The organism is Oxalicibacterium sp. (assembly GCF_057353965.1).
In genome coordinates this window covers 1-24,710 of the sequence record NZ_JBMQZD010000003.1, presented here as the reverse complement: position 1 = coordinate 24,710, position 24,710 = coordinate 1, and the positions used below count along the sequence as shown (strand labels likewise).

24 protein-coding genes and 1 other RNA gene are annotated in these 24,710 nt (G+C 58.6%); 17 read left to right on the top strand and 8 right to left on the bottom strand.

The window, feature by feature from the left end:
- Nucleotides 1–88: 88 nt before the first annotated feature.
- Complete coding sequence (locus ACO1VH_RS05230; protein ID WP_486243152.1) at nucleotides 89–1,012, bottom strand: branched-chain amino acid transaminase; 924 nt, start codon at nucleotides 1,010–1,012, stop codon at nucleotides 89–91.
- 319 nt (nucleotides 1,013–1,331) lie between these two features.
- Here ACO1VH_RS05230 and ACO1VH_RS05225 point away from each other — a divergent pair, with 319 nt between their 5' ends.
- From ACO1VH_RS05225 to ACO1VH_RS05200, 6 genes are all read left to right on the top strand, one after another.
- Nucleotides 1,332–2,525 carry a phosphoglycerate kinase gene (locus ACO1VH_RS05225; protein WP_486243150.1) on the top strand — a complete coding sequence of 398 codons (1,194 nt, stop codon included), beginning with the start codon at nucleotides 1,332–1,334 and terminating at the stop codon, nucleotides 2,523–2,525.
- A gap of 90 nt (nucleotides 2,526–2,615) precedes the next feature.
- A complete protein-coding gene (gene fba / locus ACO1VH_RS05220; protein WP_486243148.1) occupies nucleotides 2,616–3,680 on the top strand; it encodes a class II fructose-bisphosphate aldolase in 1,065 nt (354 codons plus the stop codon).
- An 87-nt stretch (nucleotides 3,681–3,767) separates the two neighbouring features.
- A complete protein-coding gene (locus tag ACO1VH_RS05215; RefSeq protein ID WP_486243146.1) occupies nucleotides 3,768–4,652 on the top strand; it encodes a phosphoribosylaminoimidazolesuccinocarboxamide synthase in 885 nt (294 codons plus the stop codon).
- Between the two features lie 16 nt (nucleotides 4,653–4,668).
- A complete protein-coding gene (purE, locus tag ACO1VH_RS05210; protein ID WP_486243144.1) occupies nucleotides 4,669–5,166 on the top strand; it encodes a 5-(carboxyamino)imidazole ribonucleotide mutase in 498 nt (165 codons plus the stop codon).
- Nucleotides 5,163–6,356: a 5-(carboxyamino)imidazole ribonucleotide synthase gene (locus ACO1VH_RS05205; protein WP_486243142.1), complete on the top strand. Its 1,194-nt coding sequence runs from the start codon at nucleotides 5,163–5,165 to the stop codon at nucleotides 6,354–6,356. Before purE ends, ACO1VH_RS05205 begins: the two co-directional genes overlap by 4 nt.
- A gap of 17 nt (nucleotides 6,357–6,373) precedes the next feature.
- Nucleotides 6,374–7,399, top strand: coding sequence for an L-threonylcarbamoyladenylate synthase (locus ACO1VH_RS05200; protein WP_486243140.1), 1,026 nt, complete (start codon nucleotides 6,374–6,376; stop codon nucleotides 7,397–7,399).
- Nucleotides 7,400–7,404: 5 nt separating this feature from the next.
- Here ACO1VH_RS05200 and ACO1VH_RS05195 read toward each other — a convergent pair whose 3' ends face one another.
- A complete protein-coding gene (locus ACO1VH_RS05195; RefSeq protein ID WP_486243139.1) occupies nucleotides 7,405–7,926 on the bottom strand; it encodes a flavin reductase family protein in 522 nt (173 codons plus the stop codon).
- Between the two features lie 94 nt (nucleotides 7,927–8,020).
- Between ACO1VH_RS05195 and ACO1VH_RS05190 the strand changes: the two genes are divergently transcribed.
- Both ACO1VH_RS05190 and msrA read left to right on the top strand, forming a co-directional pair.
- Nucleotides 8,021–8,692, top strand: a complete 672-nt coding sequence (locus ACO1VH_RS05190) for an AMP-binding protein (RefSeq protein ID WP_486243138.1) — start codon at nucleotides 8,021–8,023, stop codon at nucleotides 8,690–8,692.
- 71 nt (nucleotides 8,693–8,763) lie between these two features.
- The gene (gene msrA, locus ACO1VH_RS05185; protein ID WP_486243136.1) at nucleotides 8,764–9,300 is read left to right on the top strand and encodes a peptide-methionine (S)-S-oxide reductase MsrA; all 537 of its coding nucleotides are present in this window, start codon (nucleotides 8,764–8,766) and stop codon (nucleotides 9,298–9,300) included.
- 66 nt (nucleotides 9,301–9,366) lie between these two features.
- Here msrA and tcdA read toward each other — a convergent pair whose 3' ends face one another.
- Nucleotides 9,367–10,245, bottom strand: coding sequence for a tRNA cyclic N6-threonylcarbamoyladenosine(37) synthase TcdA (gene tcdA / locus ACO1VH_RS05180; RefSeq protein ID WP_486243134.1), 879 nt, complete (start codon nucleotides 10,243–10,245; stop codon nucleotides 9,367–9,369).
- A gap of 154 nt (nucleotides 10,246–10,399) precedes the next feature.
- Between tcdA and pdxH the strand changes: the two genes are divergently transcribed.
- The gene (gene pdxH, locus ACO1VH_RS05175; protein WP_486243133.1) at nucleotides 10,400–11,035 is read left to right on the top strand and encodes a pyridoxamine 5'-phosphate oxidase; all 636 of its coding nucleotides are present in this window, start codon (nucleotides 10,400–10,402) and stop codon (nucleotides 11,033–11,035) included.
- A 111-nt stretch (nucleotides 11,036–11,146) separates the two neighbouring features.
- Here pdxH and ssrA read toward each other — a convergent pair.
- The 5 genes from ssrA to ACO1VH_RS05150 all read right to left on the bottom strand — a co-directional run bounded on the left by ssrA (nucleotide 11,147) and on the right by ACO1VH_RS05150 (nucleotide 14,681).
- Nucleotides 11,147–11,523: a transfer-messenger RNA gene (ssrA, locus tag ACO1VH_RS05170) on the bottom strand.
- Between the two features lie 76 nt (nucleotides 11,524–11,599).
- Complete coding sequence (locus ACO1VH_RS05165; protein WP_486243131.1) at nucleotides 11,600–12,256, bottom strand: HAD family hydrolase; 657 nt, start codon at nucleotides 12,254–12,256, stop codon at nucleotides 11,600–11,602.
- 57 nt (nucleotides 12,257–12,313) lie between these two features.
- Nucleotides 12,314–13,009, bottom strand: a complete 696-nt coding sequence (gene ubiG, locus ACO1VH_RS05160) for a bifunctional 2-polyprenyl-6-hydroxyphenol methylase/3-demethylubiquinol 3-O-methyltransferase UbiG (RefSeq protein ID WP_486243129.1) — start codon at nucleotides 13,007–13,009, stop codon at nucleotides 12,314–12,316.
- A gap of 106 nt (nucleotides 13,010–13,115) precedes the next feature.
- Nucleotides 13,116–13,721, bottom strand: a complete 606-nt coding sequence (ompA, locus tag ACO1VH_RS05155; RefSeq protein ID WP_486243127.1) for an outer membrane protein OmpA — start codon at nucleotides 13,719–13,721, stop codon at nucleotides 13,116–13,118.
- Nucleotides 13,722–14,024: 303 nt separating this feature from the next.
- Entirely contained in the window at nucleotides 14,025–14,681 is a 657-nt protein-coding gene (locus tag ACO1VH_RS05150) for an OmpA family protein (protein ID WP_486243125.1), read from the bottom strand.
- A gap of 249 nt (nucleotides 14,682–14,930) precedes the next feature.
- On the opposite strand from ACO1VH_RS05150, the gene gyrA reads away from it, so the two are divergent.
- The 8 genes from gyrA to ACO1VH_RS05110 all read left to right on the top strand — a co-directional run.
- Nucleotides 14,931–17,546, top strand: coding sequence for a DNA gyrase subunit A (gyrA, locus tag ACO1VH_RS05145; protein ID WP_486243123.1), 2,616 nt, complete (start codon nucleotides 14,931–14,933; stop codon nucleotides 17,544–17,546).
- Nucleotides 17,546–18,640 carry a 3-phosphoserine/phosphohydroxythreonine transaminase gene (serC, locus tag ACO1VH_RS05140; RefSeq protein WP_486243122.1) on the top strand — a complete coding sequence of 365 codons (1,095 nt, stop codon included), beginning with the start codon at nucleotides 17,546–17,548 and terminating at the stop codon, nucleotides 18,638–18,640. Before gyrA ends, serC begins: the two co-directional genes overlap by 1 nt.
- Before the next feature lie 74 nt (nucleotides 18,641–18,714).
- Complete coding sequence (gene pheA / locus ACO1VH_RS05135; protein WP_486243612.1) at nucleotides 18,715–19,791, top strand: prephenate dehydratase; 1,077 nt, start codon at nucleotides 18,715–18,717, stop codon at nucleotides 19,789–19,791.
- Nucleotides 19,792–19,901: 110 nt separating this feature from the next.
- Nucleotides 19,902–21,005: a histidinol-phosphate transaminase gene (gene hisC / locus ACO1VH_RS05130; protein WP_486243120.1), complete on the top strand. Its 1,104-nt coding sequence runs from the start codon at nucleotides 19,902–19,904 to the stop codon at nucleotides 21,003–21,005.
- A gap of 38 nt (nucleotides 21,006–21,043) precedes the next feature.
- Nucleotides 21,044–21,940 (top strand): prephenate dehydrogenase, encoded by an 897-nt coding sequence (locus ACO1VH_RS05125; RefSeq protein WP_486243118.1) that lies wholly within the window; start codon nucleotides 21,044–21,046, stop codon nucleotides 21,938–21,940.
- Nucleotides 21,940–23,265, top strand: a complete 1,326-nt coding sequence (gene aroA, locus ACO1VH_RS05120; RefSeq protein WP_486243116.1) for a 3-phosphoshikimate 1-carboxyvinyltransferase — start codon at nucleotides 21,940–21,942, stop codon at nucleotides 23,263–23,265. Before ACO1VH_RS05125 ends, aroA begins: the two co-directional genes overlap by 1 nt.
- 69 nt (nucleotides 23,266–23,334) lie before the next feature.
- Nucleotides 23,335–24,006: a (d)CMP kinase gene (gene cmk, locus ACO1VH_RS05115; RefSeq protein ID WP_486243114.1), complete on the top strand. Its 672-nt coding sequence runs from the start codon at nucleotides 23,335–23,337 to the stop codon at nucleotides 24,004–24,006.
- A gap of 190 nt (nucleotides 24,007–24,196) precedes the next feature.
- On the top strand, nucleotides 24,197–24,710 hold a 514-nt coding region (locus ACO1VH_RS05110), incomplete at its 3' end, for a S1 RNA-binding domain-containing protein (protein WP_486243112.1).

Sequence of the window (24,710 nt, the reverse complement as noted above, 5' to 3'; positions counted from 1 at the left end):
GTCGTTCTCCGTATTGCGTATTTGAATAATGATGGAATGGTAAAGCGAAGCGGCCGGCGCGCCTAGCGGATCGTGCCGGCCGTTGGATTTATTCGACGATCGTCAGCCAGTGGCTGTATTGCGGGGCGCGGCCGGCGACCACGTCGAAGAACAGTTTTTGCAGGCGTTCGGTGATCGGGCCGCGTTTGCCGTCGCCGATGGCGCGGTTGTCCAGTTCGCGGATCGGCGTGATTTCTGCTGCGGTGCCGGTAAAGAAGGCTTCGTCGCAGCAATACATTTCGTCGCGCGTGATGCGCTTTTCGATGACGTCGATGCCAAGGTCGCGCGCCATCGTCAGCACGGCGTCGCGCGTGATGCCGTCCAGGCAGGAGGCGAGATCGGGCGTATAGATCTTGCCGTTCTTGACGATGAAGACGTTCTCGCCCGAACCTTCGGAAACATAACCGTCGGTATCCAGCAGCAGCGCTTCGTCGTAGCCGTCGGCCAGCGCTTCCTGATTGGCCAGGATGGAGTTGATGTAGTAGCCGGATGCCTTTGCGCGCACCAGCGAGACGTTGACATGGTGGCGTGTGAACGAAGACGTTTTCACGCGGATACCCTTGTTGATGCCGTCCTCGCCCAGATACGCGCCCCACGGCCAGGCGGCGATGGCAACGTGGATCTGGTTGCCCTTTGCGGAGATGCCGAGCTTTTCGGAACCGATCCAGATCAGCGGACGGATGTAGCAGGTTTCCAGCTTGTTCTCGCGCACGACGTCGAGCTGCGCCTGCATGATCGTTTCCTTGTCGAACGGAACGGTCAACTGGAAGATCTTGGCGGAGTTGAACAGGCGGTCCGTGTGTTCGCGCAGACGGAAGATCGCGGTGCCCTTGTCGGTCTTGTAGGCGCGCACGCCTTCGAAGACACCCATGCCGTAGTGCAGCGAGTGGGTCAGCACGTGAATGGTCGCATCGCGCCAGTCGATCAGTTTGCCGTCCTTCCAGATTTTGCCGTCGCGATCGGACATCGACATGTGAAACTCTCCAGTAATTTTTACAAGACCACGATTTTAACGGATTCGGCCATGCGGGACGAAGCGCGGCGAACCCCGGCAGTGTGGAAAAATCGCGTCTTTTTACCGGCGGATGAATAAAAAGATAACTTTTTTGCGCCAAGGCAGGAATCAATTGCCGCGTTTACCTTCTAATCGTCGGGATTTGCCGGCGGCAGGCGGATTTTTGCAGTCTGAACAGGACTTCGGGGCAGGAAAAACCGGCTTTCAGACAGACTTCGGGCCGATGCTGTGCGGTAAAATAGTAGTCTTTCTCTAAATCTTTCAAAAACTTCAGCAGATGCAATTCAACAGGTTGAGCGATCTGATCGCACGCAACGAGCTGCAAGGCAAACGGGTCTTTATCCGCGCCGATCTCAACGTTCCGCAAGACGATAACGGCAACATCACCGAAGACACGCGCATCCGCGCTTCGGTGCCGGCCATCGAGCAGGCGCTGAAGGCAGGCGCCGCCGTAATGGTGACCTCGCATCTAGGACGTCCGACCGAAGGCGAATTCAAGCCGGCGGACACGCTGGCGCCGATCGGCAAGCGATTGTCCGAACTGCTGGGCCAGCCGGTCGAACTGAAGCAGAACTGGGTCGATGGCGTGGACGTGAAGCCGGGCCAGGTCGTGCTGCTGGAAAACTGCCGCGTCAACAAGGGCGAGAAGAAGGACGACGATGCGCTGGCGAAGAAGATGGCCGTGCTGTGCGACGTCTACGTCAACGATGCATTCGGCACCGCGCATCGCGCCGAGGCGACCACGCACGGCATCGCGAAATATGCGCCGATCGCCTGCGCCGGTCCGCTGCTGGCCGCCGAACTGGATGCGCTCGGTAAAGCATTGCATCAGCCAGCCAAGCCGCTGGTGGCAATCGTTGCCGGCTCCAAAGTATCGACCAAATTGACGATCCTGGAAACGCTGGCTGACAAGGTCGACAACCTGATCGTCGGCGGCGGTATCGCGAACACGTTCATGCTGGCGGCCGGCCTGAAAATTGGTAAATCGCTGGCCGAAGCCGATCTGGTCAACGAGGCGAAAACCATCATCGCCAAGATGGCAGCGCGTGGCGCATCGGTGCCGATTCCGGTCGATGTCGTCTGCGCCAAGGAATTCGCGGCGACGGCGAAAGCGACGGTGAAGGATGTGGCCGACGTCGCCGACGACGACATGATTCTCGATATCGGTCCGAAGACGGCCGCAATGCTGGCGCAACAGCTGGCAAATGCCGGTACCATCGTCTGGAACGGTCCGGTCGGCGTGTTCGAGTTCGACCAGTTTGCCGAAGGCACGAAGACGCTGGCATTCGCGATCGCCGATTCGAAAGGATTTTCGGTGGCGGGCGGCGGCGATACGCTGGCGGCGATCGCGAAATACGACTTGGCCGATCGCATCGGCTACATCTCGACCGGCGGCGGCGCCTTCCTCGAATTTCTCGAAGGAAAAACGCTGCCGGCAGTCGCGATTCTGGAACAGCGCGCAAAGGGTTAAGAGAAAACGAAAAGTTTTCCTGCGATGCCGGATTGAAGAACGACATCGCCAACATGTACAACGAATAAATTTTGTTATCTGGAGATTCAAATGGCTCTCGTATCCATGCGTCAATTGCTCGATCACGCCGCCGAAAACGGCTACGGCCTGCCGGCGTTCAACGTCAACAATCTGGAGCAGGTGACTGCGATCATGGAAGCGGCCAGCGAAGCCGGTTCGCCGGTCATCATGCAAGCCTCCGCCGGTGCGCGTAAATACGCGGGCGAAGCCTTCTTGCGCCACCTGATTTCGGCTGCAGTCGAAGCGTATCCGCACATCCCGGTCGTCATGCACCAGGATCACGGCCAGTCGCCGGCAGTCTGCATGGCGGCGATCCGTTCCGGCTTCTCGTCGGTGATGATGGACGGTTCTCTCAACGAAGATGGCAAGTCGGTCGCCAGCTATGAATACAACGTCGAAGTCTCGCGCAAGGTCGTCGAGTTTTCGCACGCGATCGGCGTGACGGTGGAAGCCGAACTGGGCGTGCTCGGCTCGCTGGAAACGATGAAGGGCGACAAGGAAGACGGCCACGGCGCCGAAGGTACGATGACGCGCGAGCAGTTGCTGACCGACGTCGAGCAGGCTGCGGACTTCGTCAAACGCACGCAATGCGATGCATTGGCGATCGCGATCGGCACATCGCACGGCGCGTACAAATTCACCAAGAAGCCGACCGGCGACATCCTCGCCATCGACCGCATCCGTGAAATCCACCAGCGCATTCCGAACACGCATCTGGTGATGCACGGTTCGTCGTCAGTGCCGCAGGAACTGCTGGCCGAGATCCGCGAATTCGGCGGCGACATGAAGGAAACCTACGGTGTGCCGGTCGAGGAAATCCAGGAAGGCATCAAGAACGGCGTGCGCAAGATCAATATCGATACCGACATCCGCCTGGCGATGACCGGTGCGATCCGCCGCTACCTGATGGAGAATCCGTCCAAGTTCGATCCGCGCGATTACCTGAAGCCGGCACGCGAAGCGGCCAAGCTGGTCTGCAAGGCGCGTTTCCTGGCATTCGGCTGCGAAGGTCAGGCGGCGAAGATCAAGCCGATTCCTTTGGATAAAATGGCGGAACGCTACAAGAAGGGCGAGCTGGCACAGATCGTCCAGTAAGGAAAACAACAGCGGCACTTGCCGCGCATCAGCATCTGAAGCACCATCGGCGATCTGCGGATCGCCGTTGATATTTATGGAAATGCCATGACCAGTCTGTACCAATCCACGATTACTTCCCTTCCGTTGCTCGGCCGCGGCAAGGTGCGCGACAACTATGCGGTCGGCGACGACAAGCTGCTGATCGTGACGACCGATCGCCTGTCGGCCTTCGACGTCATCATGAACGAGCCGATTCCGGGCAAGGGCGAAGTGCTGAATAGCATGTCCGATTTCTGGTTCGAGAAGCTGAAGGGCATCGTGCCGACGCACTTGACCGGAATCGCGCCGGAAAGCGTGGTCGCACCGAACGAGGTGGAACAAGTCAAGGGCCGCGCAGTGGTCGCCAAGCGTCTGCAGCCGATCCTGGTGGAAGCGGTGGTGCGTGGTTACCTGATCGGGTCGGGCTGGGCAGACTACAAGCAGACCGGCGCCGTCTGCGGCGTGCAATTGCCGGCAGGTTTGAAGCAGGCCGAAAAGCTGCCGGAGCCGATCTTTACGCCGGCGGCGAAAGCCGAACTGGGCGAGCACGACGAGAACATTACCTTCGCCGACATGGAACAGCGTATCGGCAAGGAACTGGCGCAAAAGATCCGCGACGTCAGCATCAAGCTGTACAAGACGGCAGCCGATTACGCGGCGACCAAGGGCATCATTATCGCCGACACCAAGTTCGAATTCGGCCTCGACAACGATGGCACGCTGCACCTGATGGATGAAGTGCTGACCGCCGATTCGTCGCGCTTCTGGCCGGCCGATTCGTACGCGACCGGCATCTCGCCGCCGTCGTTCGACAAGCAGTTCGTGCGCGACTATCTGGAAACGCTGACCGAGTGGAAGAAGACCGCGCCGGCACCGGCATTGCCTCCTGAGGTAATCCAGAAGACCGCCGAAAAATACCGCGAGGCGCTGCAGCGTCTGACTGCTGCGTAAAGAGAAGGGGAAGATCATGGCAGAAGCGAACAAGCCGCTGGTCGGCGTCGTGATGGGATCGTCGTCCGACTGGGACGTGATGCAGCATGCGGTCGCCATCCTGAAGGAATTCGACGTGCCGCACGAAGCGCAGGTGATTTCCGCGCATCGCATGCCGGACCAGATGTTCGCCTATGCGGAAGCGGCGCGTGCGCGCGGCCTGCGCGCGATCATCGCCGGCGCCGGCGGTGCCGCGCATCTGCCGGGCATGATCGCCGCCAAGACCATCGTGCCGGTACTCGGCGTACCGGTACCGTCCAAATATCTGCGTGGCGAGGATTCGTTGTTGTCCATCGTGCAGATGCCGAAGGGCATTCCGGTTTCCACTTTCGCTATCGGCGAAGCCGGCGCAGCGAATGCAGCGCTGACCGCCGTCGCGCTGTTGGCAGCCAATGACGTACAACTGGCCGAGAAGCTCGAACAATTCCGCGCCAAGCAGACGCAAACCGCAGTAGAAATGAAATTGCCTGTATGACTAAAAAAGAAATGAATGCATTGAATCCTTCCGCCGCCGGCACCTGGCTGGGCGTCATGGGCGGCGGCCAGCTCGGCCGCATGTTCGCGCACGCGGCGCAGCAGATGGGATTCAAGGTCGCGGTGCTGGAGCCGTCCATCGATTGTCCGGCCAGCCATGCCGCCGACTACCTGCATTGCGCCGATTACACCGATGCCGATGCATTAAAGAAGATGGCCGAGCAGTGTGCCGCCGTCACTACCGAATTCGAAAACGTGTCGGCACGTAGCCTCGCGCTGCTGGCGGAAAACACCTTCGTCGCGCCGTCAGCCGATTGCGTATCGATCGCGCAGGACCGCATGGCAGAGAAGCGTTTCTTCATCGATTGCGCGGCAAAGTCGGGCGTGTTTCCTGCGCCGCACAAGGAAATCAGGTCCGATGCCGATATCGATTCCGTGCCTGAGGACCTGTTGCCGGGCATCCTGAAAACGGTACGCATGGGCTACGACGGCAAGGGCCAGGTGCGTGTGAAGACGCGCGAGGAATTGCGTCAGGCTTATGCCGACATGGAAGGCGCGCATTGCGTGCTGGAAAAGATGCTGCCGCTGGCGTATGAAATCTCCGTGCTGTCCGCGCGTGGTGCTGACGGTCAGTCGGTCGTCTATCCGATTGCGGAGAATGTGCATCGCGACGGCATCCTATTCACCACCACGGTGCCGGGACCGCACATCACGCCCGAATCCGCAGCGAAGGCACAAGCTGCCGCGCTGGCGATCATCGAGCAGATGGGCTACGTCGGTGTGCTGTGCATTGAATTTTTCGTGCTGACCGACGGCTCGCTGGTCGCCAACGAAATGGCACCGCGTCCGCACAACAGCGGCCACTACACGATCGACGCTTGCGCTACCAGCCAGTTTGCGCAGCAGGCACGCGCAATGGCGCGCCTGCCGCTGGGCGACGTGCGCCAGCATTCGCCGGCGGCGATGCTGAACATTCTCGGCGATATCTGGTTCGAAGGCGATTCCGACGAGGCGCGCGAACCGGCCTGGGACAAGGTGCTGGCCATACCGGGTGCGAATCTGCATCTGTATGGCAAGAGCAGCGCACGGCGCGCGCGCAAGATGGGCCACGTCACTTTCATCGCGCCGACGATCGAGGAAGCGCAGGCGAATCTGCGCCAAGCCTGTGCAATTCTCGGCATTTCTGCCTGATCTTGCATCTACCTGGCATGACCGAAGATCAACTCGACTGGCCGGCGATCCGGGATGCCGCGCAACGGCTGGAGCGCGGCGAGCTGGTCGCCTTTCCGACCGAGACCGTCTACGGACTCGGCGCCGATGCGGAAAATCCCTGTGCCGTCACTTACATCTACGAAGCGAAGGAGCGTCCGTCAGATCATCCGGTGATCGTGCATTTGTCGCCGGAAGCCGATCTGTCGCATTGGGCGGCCGAAGTGCCGGATGATGCAAGGAAGCTGATCACGGCTTTCTGGCCCGGACCATTGACGCTGATCCTGAAACGCGCGCACGGCATCAATGCGATCGTCTCCGGCGGACAGGATTCTATCGGCCTGCGTTGTCCATCACATCCGGTGGCAGAGGCACTACTGCGCACATTCAAGAACGGCAAGGGCGGCATCGCCGCTCCATCTGCCAACAAGTTCGGCCACGTCAGCCCGACCACCGCGCAGCATGTGCGCGACGAGTTTATCGGCGACAAGCGCGGCCTGCTGAATTGCATTCTCGACGGCGGACAGAGCGAAGTCGGCATCGAATCGACGATTCTCGATCTATCGCGCGACGAACCGGTATTGCTACGTCCAGGACATGTCAGCGCTGCCGACATCGCACGCGTGCTGGGCAAACAGCCGAAGCTCCCTGATGGCGCTGCACCGCGCGCGTCGGGCACATTAGCTTCGCACTACGCACCAGTGACGCCGGTAATTTTGGTCGATACGCCGCAGCTGGCGAAGACGCTGGAAGATCTGCATGCGGCAGGGCGCTGTGTCGCATTGATGCATTACACGGAAGCGGCGGCGTCCGTTGCGGTGATGGCGAAGACGCATCTGCCATCGCAACCGACAGGTTACGCACATGATCTGTACGCGGCCTTGCGTGCGATGGATGCGGCGAAGGCCGACCTGATCGTGGCCGAGGCACCACCGACGGGCGAAGACTGGAACGGCATCAACGATCGCTTGCGCCGTGCGGCGCACGATTCGGCCGGCGCACTGGAAAGATTGCTGGGAACCTGAACGAATTACGGCTTGCTGGACAGGAAGCGGCCGCCGTGAAAGACCAGCGGCTCCTGCGGGCAGACGTCGCAGTTTTCCACTTCGCCGACGAAGATCACGTGATCGCCTTCCGGATAACGGCTGCGATTGTGGCATTCGAACCAGGCTGCGACGTCCTTCAGGATCGGCAGGCCGGTCGGCGACAGCGTGAATTCGACGCCGTCGAAACGGTTCTTGCCCGGACGGGCGAACGTGTTGGCCAGTTCGATCTGCGATGCAGATAGTACATTAATCACGTAATGCGAATTGCCGGTAAAGACAGGAAGACTGTTGGCAGCTTGGTTCAGGCTCCACAGCACCAGCGGCGGATTGAGCGAAACGGAATTGAAGGAACTGGCAGTCAGGCCGATGAAGGTGCCGTTGTCCAGCCGTGTGGTAATGATGGTGACGCCGGTGGCAAACTGCGACAGCGCATCGCGAAAATGGCGCGTATCGGATGCGGAAGATGGGGAGGCCGCTGAAGGCGGACGTGAAGAAGAAATAGACATCGATGATCCGGGAAATTTCATCCATTATGCCCAAAAACGGTGCCGGCTTGGCACTGCGCGTGATGACGACAACCGGTTTCTGTAGAGTTTCATCATGAAAGAATCCGATCAATCCCTGTTCGATATCCTGCGGCATCGCGCTGCGAGAACGCCTGCATCGATTGCAACGCGGTCGAGCGAACGCGCGCTTACCTATCGGCGCTTCTGGTCGCGCATCGAGCGCGGTACGGCGCGATTGATCAGCGAATGGGGTGTCGTACCGGGAGATACGATCGCCTACTGGGGGCAGGGGCATCAGGATGCCTTGTCGCTGTATTTTGCAGCGGCACGTTGTGGCGTCCGCCTGCTGCCGCTGGAACATGCTTCGTTGCGAAACGACGCGGCGGGGTTACTACAGCAGTATCGAATCGACGTTCTGCTTCATGATGACGATATCGCTGCAGAAACGTTCGCTGCCGAAATGCCGTCTATCGTATCGTTGGTGCCGCATATCGTCCGGTTGTCATCGGTGGTGGCGACGCGTTGCCATTATTATCCGCCGGTAGAAGAAGATGCTTCGGTACCCAGTTTGATCATGCCGGCAGCTGCGCAGACACTGCAGGCACCGCAGACATCCGTGCGCAGTCTCCGGCAATTGACGGACGGTATCGTCGACGATACGGCTGCGAACAGCTTCCGGGTTACGGCAGCGCTGTTCGATGACGATGTATTTGCGCCTCGCGTGCTATCGATGCTGGCGTCAGGCGGGACGATCCTTTTCAGGTAACGCAGGGATTTGCCCATTTGCATGGAGCAGGGTTTGCGTTAAAGTCACAGGCATTCATTTACGGAGCAATCATGGCGACAGAAATCGCAACCCTGGGCGGCGGATGTTTTTGGTGTACCGAGGCGGTGTTTCAGCAACTGAAGGGCGTACAGGAAGTCGAATCCGGCTATACCGGTGGACAGATCGCGAATCCATCCTATGAGCAGATCTGCGAAGGAACGACCGGCCATGCGGAAGTCGTGCGCCTGACCTTCGATCCGGCAGTCGTCAGCTACCGCGAAATCCTGGAAGTGTTCTTCACGATTCACGATCCGACTACGCTGAATCGCCAGGGCAATGATGTCGGCACGCAATACCGTTCGGTGATCTATTATCATTCGCTGGAACAGCAGGATACGGCGAAGCATGTCATCTCCGAGATGGCCAACGTGTGGGATGCGCCCATCGTCACCGAATTGAGTCCGGCCGAAACCTTCTACAAGGCGGAGGATTATCACCAGAATTATTTCCGCCAGAACCCGATGCAGGGCTACTGCGCTTTCGTCGTGGCGCCCAAGGTATCGAAGTTCAGAAAGACGTTCAGCGACAAGCTCAAGCCATCAGCCTGATCGGCAGTGTGAAGAGAAATACGATGCGGTGACAATGAGGGGCAGCGGACGCTGCCCCGATTTTTTTCAGGCGGCGCGTTCCTGCGCTGATTCCTGTTCCGCTTCTTTTGGCATTGAAGCCGGTGCAGCTTCCGCAAGCTTGCGCAGCACGTGCGCTGCGGCCACCAGCCCAAACGAAGCGGTCACGACCATGGCGGAACCGAAGCCTGCGCAGTTCAACCCCGTGATGCCGGCAGCATCGCCATCGACAGCGCAAGCCTCTGCCGTTTCCGGAAAGCGCAACGGCTCGCTGGAAAATACGGCGTCGATGCCGAACTTGTTTTTCGTCCCGCGCGGAAAACCGTGTTCTGCACGCAGGCGTTTGCGTACCTTGGCCAGCAGCGGTTCCTGTTCGGTACGGCACAAATCCATGATCTCGATGCGCGTCGGATCGATCTGTCCGCCGGCGCTGCCGATCGTCACCAGTTTCAATCCGTTCTTACGGCAATACGCAATCAGTGCGGTCTTGGCGCGTACATTGTCGATGGCGTCGATGATGTAGTCGTAATGATGTGCACCTATCATTTCGTCGAGATTGTCTGCTGTCAGGAAATCCTCGATTTCCGTCACGATGCAGGTCGGATTGATTTGCGCGATCCGTTCGGCCAATGCCGTCACCTTCGCCTTGCCTACGGTATCGGTCAACGCATGAATCTGGCGATTGATATTCGACTCGGCGACATTGTCGAGATCGATCATCGTGATGCGGCCGATGGCGCTGCGTGCCAGCGCTTCCACCACCCAGGAGCCGACGCCGCCGACGCCGATCACGCATACATGTGCGGTACGGAAACGTTCGAGCGCTTGCTTGCCGTACAGACGCGCGATGCCGCCGAAACGGCGATCGAAATCGATGTCTTCGGAGGATGCGGCGGTGCTGGCAGAAATGGCGGAGAGCGAGGTCATCTCGCCATTTTAACGGAGAGCAACGCCGGATTCATGCACCGGATTCGTCGGCGCGCTTGTCATGCGGCATTCGCGAGATAATTCGTTGATAACCCTGCAATGCCGTGCAGGAATATTGCGGTATCCTCAAGTTTTAGCTGAACGAAAGAGCAACATGTCGATTGCGGATATTCGAACCGACTACAGCCAGTCGGAATTGCTGGAAACGGCCATCGACGCCGATCCGATCAAGCAATTTGCCAAGTGGTTTGACGAGGCGGTGAAGGCCGGCGTCAAGGAGCCGAACGCCATGGGCGTTTCTACCGTGGGTGCTGGCGGGCGGCCTTCGTCGCGCATCCTGCTGATCAAGAATTTCGATGAACGCGGATTCACCTGGTTTACCAATTACGACAGCCGCAAAGGCGCCGAGCTGGACCGGAATCCTTATGCTTCGCTGCTGTTCCACTGGGTGGACATCGAGCGTGTAGTTCGTATTGAAGGGCGCGTCGAAAAAGTGACGCCAGAAGAAAGCGACGCCTATTTCCATAGCCGTCCGGTCAAGAGCCGCCTGGGTGCCATCGCTTCTTCGCAGAGCCAGCCGATCGCCGACAGAAGCGAACTGGAAACGCGCTATGCGCAGGTGGAAGCGCAGTATGGCGACAATCCGCCGCGCCCTGAAAACTGGGGCGGCTATCGCCTCAAGCCGGATTACATCGAATTCTGGCAGGGGCGCCGCTCGCGGCTGCATGATCGCATCGCTTATACGCTGGATGAAAAAGGAAACTGGAAGAAAACGCGATTGCAGCCTTGAGGCTGACAATGCAGGAATGCGCAGCCAAGATTTCGACTGAGGACTGAACGAATCGAATCCGATGTTCGGAAATGGCAAAGCCCGCAACGTATTGCGGGCTTTGCAGGTTATTGGTGGAGACGGCGGGAATCGAACCCGCGTCCAGAAGCACTCTACAGACAGTTCTACATACTTAGCGTTGTCATTTGATTTGACCTGCACGACGCGGACGCGCACGCTGCGTACAGGCGAGCCACCTATTATTTAACGCCATGCCAAGTGACCCGGCGCGACGCGATTCCCTGTGTATGACTCTACTGCCGTTGCCGGCCCACCCCAGGGAAGAGATGGTGTAGAGCTAGAAAGTTCTTAGGTTCCTAGAGGTTTACGCTGCGAGAGCGTAAGATTCATCGTTTGCATTTAAGCATTTCCGGCTGTATTTACGAGGTAACCAGTCCTCGGTATGCCCTGCGCTGCTTTGCAACCCCTGTCGAAACCAGGTCGTCCCCAAAGCTTTGCCATTGTAGCGCAATAGATGGGGAAACTTCCCGCAGATTCAAGACAGGTGTGTCCGATATTCGGCAATTATCCGATCAGTTCGGATAATTGCCGAGGGGATTCGATCAGTACATCAGCATTCCACGACGTCGGAAGAACATCGCCGCAATAGCCCCAGCCTGCTGCGACCGTTTTCATGCCGGCAGCACGTCCGGCCTGTATGTCTCGCAGGTCGTCTCCTACGTACCAGCAATGTTCGGGCAGGATGCCGATGCGCTTTGCCGCTTCGAGCAACGGAGCGGGGTGCGGTTTGGGATAGGCCGTCGTGTCGCCGCAAACGACACAAGCTGCATGGTCCAGCCCGATTTGCGGAACGAGCAGGCTTGTCAGTTGCGTCACCTTGTTCGTGACGATGCCCCAAGCGATCCCTTTTTTCTGCAGAGCCGCGAGTAGTTCGGGAACGCCGTCGAACAGGCGGCTGTGAACGGCGATTGATGTTTCGTAGTTCTTCAAAAATTCGTCGCGCAGGACGGGGTAATCGTCATCCTGCGGTGTGATGCCGAACGCGGCACCGATCAGGCCACGTGCGCCAGCCGAGGCAACCGGGCGCAGCAGTGCATAATCGACCGATTGCAGTCCGCGTGCGATACGCAATTGATTGACGGCACCCGCCAAATCGGGAGCCGTGTCGGCCAGCGTGCCGTCGAGATCGAAAAGTACGGCTTGTGGAGAGGGAAGTTTCATGGAAATGGAGCGCTGCGGACGAAAACCACGGTTTTCGCCGCATGCATCATGAGGGAATCATGCCGGCTTGGTGCAGGCAACCAGATAATTGACGCTGGTATCGCTGTTCAGCGAATAGATTTTTGTGAATGGATTGAAACCCATGCCTTTCAAGGCATCGACGGTCAATCCTGCATGACGCGTGAATTGCGCCAGTTCGGCCGGCGTGATGAATTTGGCGTAATCGTGCGTTCCTTTCGGCAGCAGGCGCAGAACGTATTCGGCGCCGATGACTGCATGCAGGTAGGACTTCGGATTGCGATTGATCGTTGAGAAGAAGATGCGGCCTCCCGGTTTGGCAAGACGCGCGCAGGCTGCCACGATGGAGGCGGGATCGGGGACATGTTCCAGCATTTCCATGCAGGTGACGATGTCGAAGCTGCCGCTTTCTCTCGCTGCGAGGTCTTCCGCCGCAATCAGTTCGTAGCGGACCTGTACGCCAGATTCGAGACTGTGCAAGTCGGCGACTTTCAACGCTTTTTCGGACAAATCGATGCCGGTGACATCTGCCCCTTTTTTTGCCATCGATTCTGCAAGGATACCGCCACCGCATCCGATGTCGACCACCTTCTTGCCGGCCAGCGGCGCATGACTATTGATCCAGTCCAGGCGCAATGGATTGATTTCGTGCAGCGGACGAAACTCGGATGTCGGGTCCCACCATTGATGGGCCAGATCGCTAAATTTTTTCAGTTCCAATGGGTCGGCGTTCATAAGGCTGAATCATAACTGGAAAGCAGGGAAACGTGGATATCGCATCCGGTTGGTGCAAGCGAAAAAAAACCCCGCCGTAGCGGGGTTTGGTGTGCGCAGAAACGGCTTACTTGCGGGTACCGACCACTTCGATTTCCACGCGACGGTTTTGTGCGCGGCCAGCTGCAGTCTTGTTGGTTGCAACCGGTTGTTTCTCGCCTTTACCTTCGGTGTAGACGCGTTTTGCATCGACGCCTTTGCCGACCAGGTAGCTCTTGACCGCTTCAGCACGGCGAACCGACAGCTTCTGGTTGTAAGCGTCAGGACCGATCGAGTCGGTGTGGCCGACAGCGATGATGACTTCCAGGTTCAGGCCGTTCAGTTTCGAAGCCAGATCATCCAGTTTCGCTTTGCCGTCCGGTTTCAGGACTGCCTTGTCGAAATCGAAGAAGGCGTCAGCAGCAAACGTGACTTTTTCCGAAGTCGGGACAGGAGCGACCGGCGTTGCGGCAGGAGCTGCTGCAACCAGAGCGCCGTCGCAACCAGGAACGGATGCAGCCGGGGTCCAGTAGCCGGTGTGCCAGCACAGACCGGTGGAGTTGCGAGCGATGACGCCGCGACCATCCTGCAGGTATGCGCTGTTCGGGGTGCTGGCCTTGATGTCCGTTTGTGCGTGAGCAGACATTGCAACGACCGCGGATGCCGCGAAGACGAGTTTTGCTAATTTATTCATATTTCTTTCTCCTCGAGTGAGATATCCGCAGATGAACTGCGCCAAAACTACCAAATGACACAAAGATTAACGTGCGCCTCAACAACCGCATGAAACAAAATTGTCTACATGCAATAGTCAGAAACTTGTATCCATTTTGCCATACACGGCGTTTCAGCGAACATCGCCTAATGGGCGAATTGACGTTTTTTTAAATCCGTTGTGTTTAAACAACGGCAGCACGAAGAAATATTTCCACCTGCAAAACATTGACCTTTGGACATCCAAATCGTTCATGTAGTCAGCAGGAAATTTTCTTATTTGTCATTTTTGTGTGCCGTGCACCTGAATCTGTACGCGCCGATTTGGTGCAAGGCAGGCAATCAGTTTGGCTTGGCTCATGCCGGTCCGGCAATTGACCACTGGCTGGGTTTCTCCAGCGCCATGAATGTTAATTGGTGCGGCCACGCCATGCGATTGCAGGAAACTGGCTACCGAAGCGGCCCGTTTCTCGGAAAGCCGGCGATTCGCTTCGGCTGCGCCGATATTGTCGGTATGGCCGGTAATCGTCATGTCGGTAATGGATTGGCACTTGGCAAGTTTGGGCAGCACGGTATCGGTCAGGCGTTTTTTTGCCTTCTTATTCAGGGCAGCTTGACCTGAGGCGAAGGTTTCACCGCTTTCCAGCGTGACCGTGAAATCGCAAGGCTTGTCCGCGACTTGCTCGCTTGCCAGGATGTTTTTCACATCGGGGGCAATCGGATTCGGAATCGGCGGTTTCAGTGCACCGTCGCATCCGGCGACGGCATCGGTCGCCGTCCAGCTGCCTGAACGCCAGCACAAGCCGAATCCGCTGCGGGTAACGGCACCGCGGCTATCCTGACTATATCCATCGTTTTGCGGAGCTTGAATATCGGTTTGCGCAAAGGCGAAAGTGGAGGAAACGCCCATCAGTAATCCGAGGGCCAGTTTTTCGATCATGCTTTTCTCTTGGGTGGGGTGTGCGGAGAGGAAGGGCTGCGGACAAGGTCGCTACCGATTTTCCAACAGACGGCATTTAAACATATTTGGCGCAGGGTTGCGTCTTTGGCTTCGATGCATGGGTGCGTGGAGGTGTTGAAAGCAGGGAAGAGAGTCGCTCGGCGTGGTAAAATCTCCGATTTGCCGGATCGCGCATTCAAACGGACGATTCTTCTTCATTAACCTTCGCCAAGGATCTACGCACCGCCCATGGATCAATTCGCTAAAGAGACCATACCGATTTCGCTGGAAGAAGAAATGCGCAAGAGTTACCTCGATTACGCGATGAGCGTGATTGTGGGGCGGGCGTTGCCGGATGTGCGGGATGGCCTGAAGCCGGTGCACCGTCGCGTGCTGTACGCGATGCACGAGACGAACAACGTCTGGAATCGTCCTTATGTGAAGTGCGCGCGCGTGGTCGGCGAAGTCATGGGTAAATATCACCCGCACGGCGATCAGGCGATCTACGACACGCTGGTGCGCATGGCGCAGGATTTTTCGCTGCGCTACACGTTGGTCGACGGTCAGGGCAACTTCGGTTCGATCGACGGCGACAACGCTGCGGCGATGCGTTATACCGAATGCCGACTCGACAAGATCGCCAGCGAACTGCTGGCCGATATCGAAAAGGAAACCGTCGATTTCGTCCCGAACTACGACGGCAAGGAAAAAGAGCCGTCGGTGCTGCCGACGCGCGTGCCTAACCTACTGATCAACGGCTCGTCCGGTATCGCAGTGGGCATGGCGACTAACATTCCCCCGCATAACATCACCGAAATCATCGACGGCGCGCTGCATGTGCTGCGCAATGAGCAATGCTCGGTCGACGAGCTGCTGGAAATCATCCCGGCGCCGGACTTCCCGACCGGCGGCATCATCTATGGCGTGTCTGGCGTGCGCGATGGCTATCGCACCGGCCGCGGTCGCGTCGTCATGCGCGCGAAGACGCACTTCGAGGAATTCGGCAAGGAAAACCGTTCGGCCATCATCGTCGACGAACTGCCGTATCAGGTAAACAAGAAGTCGCTGCTGGAACGAATCGCCGAACTGGTGCGCGACAAGAAATTGGAAGGCATTTCCGACATTCGCGACGAATCAGATAAATCTGGCATGCGCGTCGTCATCGAATTGAAGCGTGGCGAAGTGCCGGAAGTCGTGCTGAACAATCTGTACAAGCAGACGCAGCTGCAGGACACCTTCGGCATGAATATGGTCGCGCTGGTCGACGGCCAGCCGAAGCTGCTGAACTTGAAGCAGATGCTGGAATGCTTCCTGTCGCATCGCCGCGAAGTGGTGACGCGCCGTACCGTGTTCGAATTGCGCAAGGCGCGCGAACGTGGCCACGTGCTGGAAGGCCTGGCTGTGGCGCTGGCCAACATCGACGATTTCATCGCCATCATCAAGGCGGCGCCGACGCCGCCGGTGGCGAAAGCCGAATTGATGGCGCGTGCCTGGGATTCGTCGCTGGTGCGCGAGATGCTGGCACGCACCGGCGATGAAGCGGTCGGCGGCATCGAAGCCTTCCGTCCGGAAAACCTGCCGAAGCAGTACGGTATCCAGTCCGACGGCCTGTACAAACTGTCCGACGACCAGGCGCAGGAAATTCTGCAGATGCGCTTGCAGCGCCTGACCGGTCTGGAGCAGGACAAGATCGTCAACGAATACAAGGAAGTGATGGCGCAGATCGCCGATCTGCTGGACATCCTTTCCAAGCCGGCGCGCGTGACGACCATCATCACTGACGAACTGACGGCGGCAAAACACGAATACGGCGAAGGCAACAAGGATGCACGCCGCTCGACGATCGAACTGAATGCGACCGACCTCGGCACGGAGGATCTGATCACGCCGCAGGACATGGTGGTCACGCTGTCGCATACCGGTTACATGAAATCGCAGCCGATTTCGGAATACCGCGCGCAGAAACGCGGTGGCCGCGGCAAGCAGGCGATGGCGACCAAGGAAGACGACTGGATCGACCAGCTCTTCATCGCCAACACGCACGATTACATCCTGTGCTTCTCCAACCGCGGCCGCATGTACTGGCTGAAGGTATGGGAAGTACCGCAGGGATCGCGTGCTTCGCGCGGCAAGCCGATCGTCAATATGTTCCCGCTGCAGGACGGAGAAAAGATCACTGTGATCCTGCCGGTTTCGGGCGAAAACCGCAGCTTCCCTGAAGACCATTACATCTTCATGGCGACCAGCCTCGGTACCGTCAAGAAAACGTCGCTCAGCGATTTCAGCAATCCGCGCAAGGCCGGCATTATCGCGGTCGATCTGGACGACGGCGATTTCCTGATCGGCGCTGCGCTGACCGACGGCAAGCATGACGTGATGCTGTTTTCCGATGCCGGCAAGGCCGTGCGTTTCGACGAGAACGACGTGCGCCCGATGGGCCGCACCGCACGCGGTGTGCGTGGCATGAATCTGGAAGAAGGCCAGCAGGTGATCGCCTTGCTGGTCGCGGAAAACGAACAGCAGTCAGTGCTGACGGCGACCGAAAACGGTTTCGGCAAACGCACGCCGATTACCGAATACACGCGTCACGGTCGCGGCACGAAGGGGATGATCGCGATCCAGACCAGCGAGCGCAACGGCAAGGTCGTCGCTGCCACGCTGGTCGATGCGAACGATGAAATCATGTTGATCACGACCGGCGGCGTGCTGATCCGCACGCGCGTGGCCGAGATTCGTGAAATGGGCCGTGCGACCCAGGGCGTGACGCTGATTGCCGTCGAGGACGGCACCAGGTTGAGCGGCCTGCAACGCATACTTGAATCAGATGTTGATGAAGAGCAATCCGGTACGGAGGAAGCAGAATAATGAAGCGGCGCGTGTTTAACTTTTCGGCTGGTCCGGCTGCGTTGTCGAAGGAAGTCATTCAGCAAGCAGCAGATGAAATGATGGACTGGCGGGGAAGCGGGATGTCCGTGATGGAAATGAGCCATCGCGGCAAGGAATTCACCGAGATTCTCGCGACCGCAAAGGCCGATCTGCGCGAACTGATGTCCATCCCGGACAACTACAAGATCCTGTTCATGCAGGGCGGCGCAATCGCCGAGAACGCCATCGTGCCGATGAACCTGATCGGTCGCAAGCCGCAGCCGGCCACCATCGACTTCATCAATACCGGCCACTGGTCGGTGCAAAGCATCGAGGAAGCGCACAAGTACGCCAAGGTCAATATCGCCGGGTCGTCGGAAGATGCCGGCTTCACCTACGTTCCTGCACGCGATTCCTGGAAGCTGTCGCAGGATGCGGCTTACGTGCACATCTGCACCAACGAAACGATCGGCGGTGTGGAATTCAATTACACGCCGGAAGTTGGCGACGTGCCGCTGGTAGCGGACATGTCGTCGAACATTTTGTCCCGTTCAGTCGACGTGTCGAAATACGCCGTCATCTATGCGGGCGCGCAGAAGAACATCGGTCCGGCCGGTGTGACCATCGTCATCGTGCGCGACGACATGCTGGGCCATGCCGTGCCGGCCTGCCCGTCAGCCTTCGACTGGAAACAGGTGGCCGAGCACGATTCGATGTACAACACGCCGCCGACTTATCCGATCTACATCGCCGGCCTAACTTTTCAGTGGCTGAAGCGCATCGGCGGCATTGCAGAAATCGAAAAGGTCAACATCGCGAAGGCCAAACTGGTCTACGATTATCTGGATTCGACCGGTTTCTATATCAACCGCGTACCGGCGGCCGACCGCTCGCGCATGAACGTGCCGTTCGTGCTGCGCGACGAATCGCTGAATGCAAAGTTCCTGGCAGAAGCCGAAGCGAACGATCTGGTGCAACTGAAAGGCCACAGCTCGGTCGGCGGCATGCGCGCCTCGATCTACAACGCCATGCCGCTCGAAGGCGTGCAGGCGCTGGTGGCATTCATGAAGGATTTCGAGAAGAAGTACGGTTGATGTGACGGCAAGCCGGCCTTCTTCCGGCTAAACGATGCAATGCAACCCAAGGCGATGACACGTATCGCATGACCATGACGACGGACGACAAGCTCAAACCGCTGCGCCAGCAGATCGATGCCATCGATGCGCAAATCCTCGATTTGCTCAATCAGCGCGCGCAGGTGGCGCAGCAGGTCGGCCATGTGAAGGCCGAAACCAATGCACCGGTCTTCCGGCCGGAGCGCGAAGCACAGGTGCTGCGCAATGCGGCCGAACGCAATCCTGGCCCGCTGCATGGCAGCGACATCCAGACCATCTACCGTGAAATCATGTCCGCCTGCCGGGCATTGGAGCGCCGCGTCACCGTAGCTTTCCTCGGCCCGGTCGGCACATTCAGCGAGCAGGCTGTCTACCAACAGTTTGGCCATGCGGTCGAAGGCTTGCCGTGTGCTTCCATCGATGAAGTGTTCCGTGCGACCGAGGCGGGCACCGCCGATTTCGGTGTGGTACCGATCGAGAATTCGTCGGAAGGCGTCATCAACCGCACGCTGGATCTGCTGCTGCAAACGACGCTGACGATTAGCGGTGAAGTCGCGATCAAGGTGCATCACAGCCTGATGACGCGCAGCGGTGCTATGGATGGCATCAAGTCCATCCACGCGCATTCGCAGGCGCTGGCGCAATGCCAAGCCTGGCTGAACCAGCATTACCCGGACATCGAACGCGTAGCCGTGGCATCCAACGGCGAGGCGGCGCGCCAGGCTGGCGAAGATGCTTCCATCGCCGCGATCGCCAGCGACATCGCCGGCGAGAAATACAGCCTGCAGATCGTCAATGCCCACATCCAGGACGACCCGCACAATCGCACGCGCTTTGCCGTGATCGGTCGCCTGCAGACGGAAGCGAGCGGATGCGACCAGACGTCGCTGGTGCTGTCGGTGCCGAACAAGGCAGGCGCCGTCTATAACCTGCTGGCGCCGCTGGCCAGGCATGGCGTGTCGATGAGCCGCTTTGAATCGCGTCCTGCGCGCATGGGTACGTGGGAATACTACTTCTATGTCGACATCGAAGGCCATCTGAAGGATCGCAAAGTGGCCGATGCATTGGGCGAGCTGAAAGAAAACGCAGCCTTCTTCAAGGTGCTGGGTTCATATCCGTGCAGCTTGTGATGGGCATGGCTTGTGCGGCTTTCATTGCATCCTGATGGGTCGGTAGCGGGCTTCTGCGGTTTCTGAAATACATCTTTTTCGCAACACGATTCATCCCGGGAATTTTTTTCATGTCCACTCAGTTCGGTCCTGATTACATTCGCGCCATTGCGCCCTATCAGGGCGGCAAGCCGATCAGCGAAGTCGCGCGCGAATTCGGTCTCGACGAGGCCAAGATTGTCAAACTCGCATCCAACGAAAATCCGCTCGGCATGCCGGAATCGGCACGCAAGGCAATGGCTAATGTGGCCGATGCCGGTCGCTATCCGGATGGCAACGGTTTCGAACTGAAAGCCGCGTTGACGGCGAAGTACGACGTACCGGCCGAATGCATCACGCTCGGCAACGGCAGCAACGATATCCTCGAACTTGCCGCACACGCCTTCGTGCAGCCGGGACAGTCCGTCATCTATGCGCAGTATTCGTTCGCCGTCTATCCGCTGGCGACGCAGGCGGTCGGTGGCCGTTCGATTGTCGTGCCGGCCAGGGATTTCGGTCATGACCTGGATGCGATGATCGATGCGATCGAGGATGATACGAAGCTGATCTTCGTGGCCAATCCGAATAATCCGACTGGCACCTTTATTCCGGGCGATGCGATCGAAGCCTTCCTGCGCCGCGTGCCGCCGCATATCGTTGTCGTGCTTGACGAGGCATACACTGAATTCCTGCCGCAGGAGCAGCAATACGATTCGATCGGATGGGTCGCAAAATATCCGAACCTCCTGGTGTCGCGCTCGATGTCGAAGGTGTACGGCCTGGCCGGCCTGCGTATCGGCTACGGCATTGCGCAGCCGGGCATCACCGATCTGCTCAATCGCATTCGCCAGCCGTTCAATGTCAATTCCTTCGCGCAGGCGGCGGCGATTGCTGCGCTGGCCGACGATGAATTCGTCAGCAGAAGCGCGAAGATGAATGCAGACGGCTATCGCCAGCTGACACAGGTTTTCGACGAGCTGGGATTGCAATACGTGCCTTCGTACGGCAATTTCGTATTGGTCAAGGTCGGCGATGACGACGGTGCAGGCGCGCGCGTGAATCTTGCGTTGCTGAAGCAGGGCATCATTGTGCGACCGGTCGGCAACTACGGTTTGCCGCAATGGCTGCGTATCACGATCGGCTTGCCGGAAGAGAACGAAGCCTTCATCGCTGCATTGAAGAAGGCACTGGCCTGATATTCAAACCGACGAATCGATAACCATCTGGATTGATCGTGCTGAACAAAATCGTCATCTTCGGAACCGGCCTGATCGGCGGATCGTTCGCTGCAGCCTTGCGCAAGGCTGGCGCGGTGCGCCAGATCGTCGGCGTCGGCCGTACTGCGGGATCGCTGCAGCGCGCCAAGGAGCTGGGTTTGATCGATGCGATCGGCACGTCTCTGGAAGAGACGTTGCGCGATGCCGATCTGGTGCTGCTGTCGGTTCCTGTCGCGCAGACTGAATCGGTGCTGTCCGCAATCAGGCCATGGCTGCAGTCGCAGACGGTCGTTACCGATGCCGGCAGTATCAAGGGCGAAGTCGTTGCCGCCGCTGAGCGCGCGCTTGGTGACAAGCTTGCGCAATTCGTGCCGGGCCATCCGATCGCCGGCCGTGAAACGACTGGACCGGATGCCGCTGTCGCCGATCTGTACGTCGGCAAGAAAGTCGTGCTGACACCGCTGCCGCAGAACGATGCGGCCAGCGTTGCGCGTGTCGCAGACGCATGGCAGCAGTGCGGTGCCGTCATCCATCGCCTGACGGTGCAACAGCACGACGCCGTGTTCGCCGCAGTCAGTCATCTGCCGCATCTGCTGGCGTATGCGCTGGTCGACGATATCGCTTCCAAACCGCATGCCGATCTGCTGTTCCAGTATGCCGCCAGCGGTTTTCGCGATTTCACCCGCATCGCCGGTTCGTCGCCGGAAATGTGGCGCGATATCAGCCTCGCGAACCAGCCGGCGATATTGAACGAACTCGATGCCTACATCGCGCAATTGACGCGCTTTCGTGCGCTGCTGGCGCAACGCGACGGCGATGTGATGCAGGCGATGTTCGCCCGCGCGCAGCAGGCACGCTGCGAATGGCTGCGCAGCCTGGAAGAGGCTGATACGCAATCACAGGATCGCAAGTAATGAAACACTATCCGCATCATCTCGATCTGCAACCGGCAATGCACGCCAAGGGCGTCGTGCGTCTGCCGGGTTCGAAAAGCATCTCCAACCGCATGTTGCTGCTGGCAGCGCTGGCTGAAGGTACGACACACATCAAGGATCTGCTGGCGTCGGACGATACGCATGTGATGCTGATGGCGTTGCAAAGCCTTGGCGTCAAATGGGAGCAGATCGGCGAATCGCAGGATTACATCGTGCATGGCGCCGGCGCGGCTTTCCCGACCCATCATGCCGATCTGTTCATGGGCAATGCAGGCACCGCGATCCGTCCGCTGACGGCGGCGCTGGCGGTGATGGGCGGCGATTACACGCTGCACGGCATTCCACGCATGCACGAGCGTCCGATCGGCGATCTGGTCGATGCGCTGAACGATATCGGAGCCGATATCGAATACACGGGGCAACCCGGCTATCCGCCGCTGCATATCCGCCGCGGCCGCATCCGTGCGGAACGGTTGAAGGTGCGCGGCAATGTTTCCAGTCAGTTTCTGACGGCGCTGTTGATGGCGGCGCCGCTGATGGCGCAGGATCATGACGTGACGATCGACGTCGTCGGCGAACTGATCTCCAAGCCCTATATCGAAATCACGCTGAACCTGATGCGCCGCTTCGGCGTGGAAGTGCAGCGCGACGGCTGGCAGTCGTTCACGATTACCGCCGGTCAGCGCTATCGCAGTCCAGGCACGATTCATGTCGAAGGCGATGCATCGTCAGCATCGTATTTTCTCGCGGCTGGCGCGATTGCAGGCGGCCCGGTGCGTGTTGAAGGCGTGGGCCGCGACAGTATTCAGGGCGACGTGCGTTTTGTTGAATCGCTGCAGCAAATGGGCGCGACCGTGACGATGGGCGATAATTGGATCGAGGCGCAGTCCAACGGTGCGCTGCATGCGATCGATGCGGATTTCAATCACATCCCCGATGCAGCGATGACGATCGCGGTCGCAGCGCTGTATGCCGACGGCCCGAGCATCTTGCGCAATATCGGCAGCTGGCGCGTCAAGGAAACCGATCGCATCGCGGCGATGGCGACGGAGTTGCGTAAGCTGGGGGCGACGGTGGAAGAGGGCGACGACTACCTGCGCGTGACGCCTCCTGCTGTCATTCAGTCCGCCGCCATCGATACCTACGACGATCACCGGATGGCGATGTGTTTTTCGCTGGCAACGCTGGATGGCGCGGCACGGCGGGGAAACCGCATCCGTATCAACGATCCGCAATGCGTGGCCAAAACTTTCCCTGAATACTTCGAAGCCTTTGCCGGTGTGACGGAAGAAAGCCTGTTCTGACACTGCCGGTTTGTGGCCGGTTTGCCGACTGCAACATATTCGCCCCATTTCTCCAAACGGATTCCTGACATGACTTCATCGCACGCCATTCCCGTCATCACGATCGACGGGCCGACTGCATCGGGAAAAGGAACGGTTGCGCAGCTGGTCGCGGAACGGCTCGGTTTTCATTATCTGGATTCGGGTGCGTTGTATCGGCTGACGGCATTGTCGGCTCTCAAGGCCGAAACGCCGCTGGAAGATGAGCGGGCGCTGGCTGAATTGGCGGCGGGATTGCATTGCAGTTTCAGCAATGGCGCGATTTTCCTGAACGGCGAGGATGTCTCGATGGCGATCCGTGCCGAAAAAGTTGGCAACACGGCATCGAAAATCGCCGCCTTGCCGGCCTTGCGCCGGGCGCTGGTCGAGCTGCAGCTGCGTTTCGCGCAGGCGCCGGGACTGGTGGCCGACGGGCGCGACATGGGAACCGTGATTTTCCCCGATGCCTGTCTGAAAGTCTTCCTGACGGCAAGCGTGGAAGCGCGCGCGGAAAGACGATATAAGCAATTGATTGACAAGGGATTTTCTGCTAATATGCACGACCTTCTGAAGGATTTGAACGAGCGTGACGCACGCGATTCCAATCGCGCCGTCGCACCGCTTAAGCCGGCCGAAGGAGCGTATTTGCTGGATACTTCGAATCTGACCGTGAATCAGGCGGTGGAACAGGTGCTCGGCTGGTATGCCGCTGTAAAGAAGTAAGCAAGAAGTTGTAGTTGTTGTACCCGGTGTCCGGGCTGGCGCAAAGCCTGAACGGACTGTGATGAACCCAACCCAGTTTTCCGTACGTACTGCATCCTGCATTTGCGGGGCCGACAGGCGATTGAAGCGGACTCTGGTCAAACCTGTTCAAAATTTTATGTCTACTGCTGTTACCTCCCAAGATTCCGGTATGGAAAGCTTTGCCGCCCTGTTTGAAGAATCGCTGTCGCGTCAGGACATGCGTTCGGGCGAAGTGATTTCCGCTGAAGTCGTTCGTATCGACCACAACTTCGTGATCGTCAACGCCGGCCTGAAATCGGAAGCATTCATCCCTATCGACGAATTCAAGAACGACAGCGGCGAGCTGGAAGTCAACGTTGGCGACTTCATCACCGTTGCGATCGAATCGCTGGAAAACGGTTTCGGCGACACCATCCTGTCGCGCGACAAGGCCAAGCGTCTGGCATCGTGGCTCTCGCTGGAAAAAGCGATGGAGTCCGGCGAGATCGTCACCGGCACCGTCAACGGCAAGGTCAAGGGCGGCCTGACCGTTCTGACCAACGGCATTCGCGCCTTCCTGCCGGGTTCGCTGGTCGATACCCGTCCGGTCAAGGACACCACGCCGTTCGAAGGCAAGACCCTGGAGTTCAAGGTCATCAAGCTGGACCGCAAGCGTAACAACGTCGTGCTGTCGCGTCGCGCCG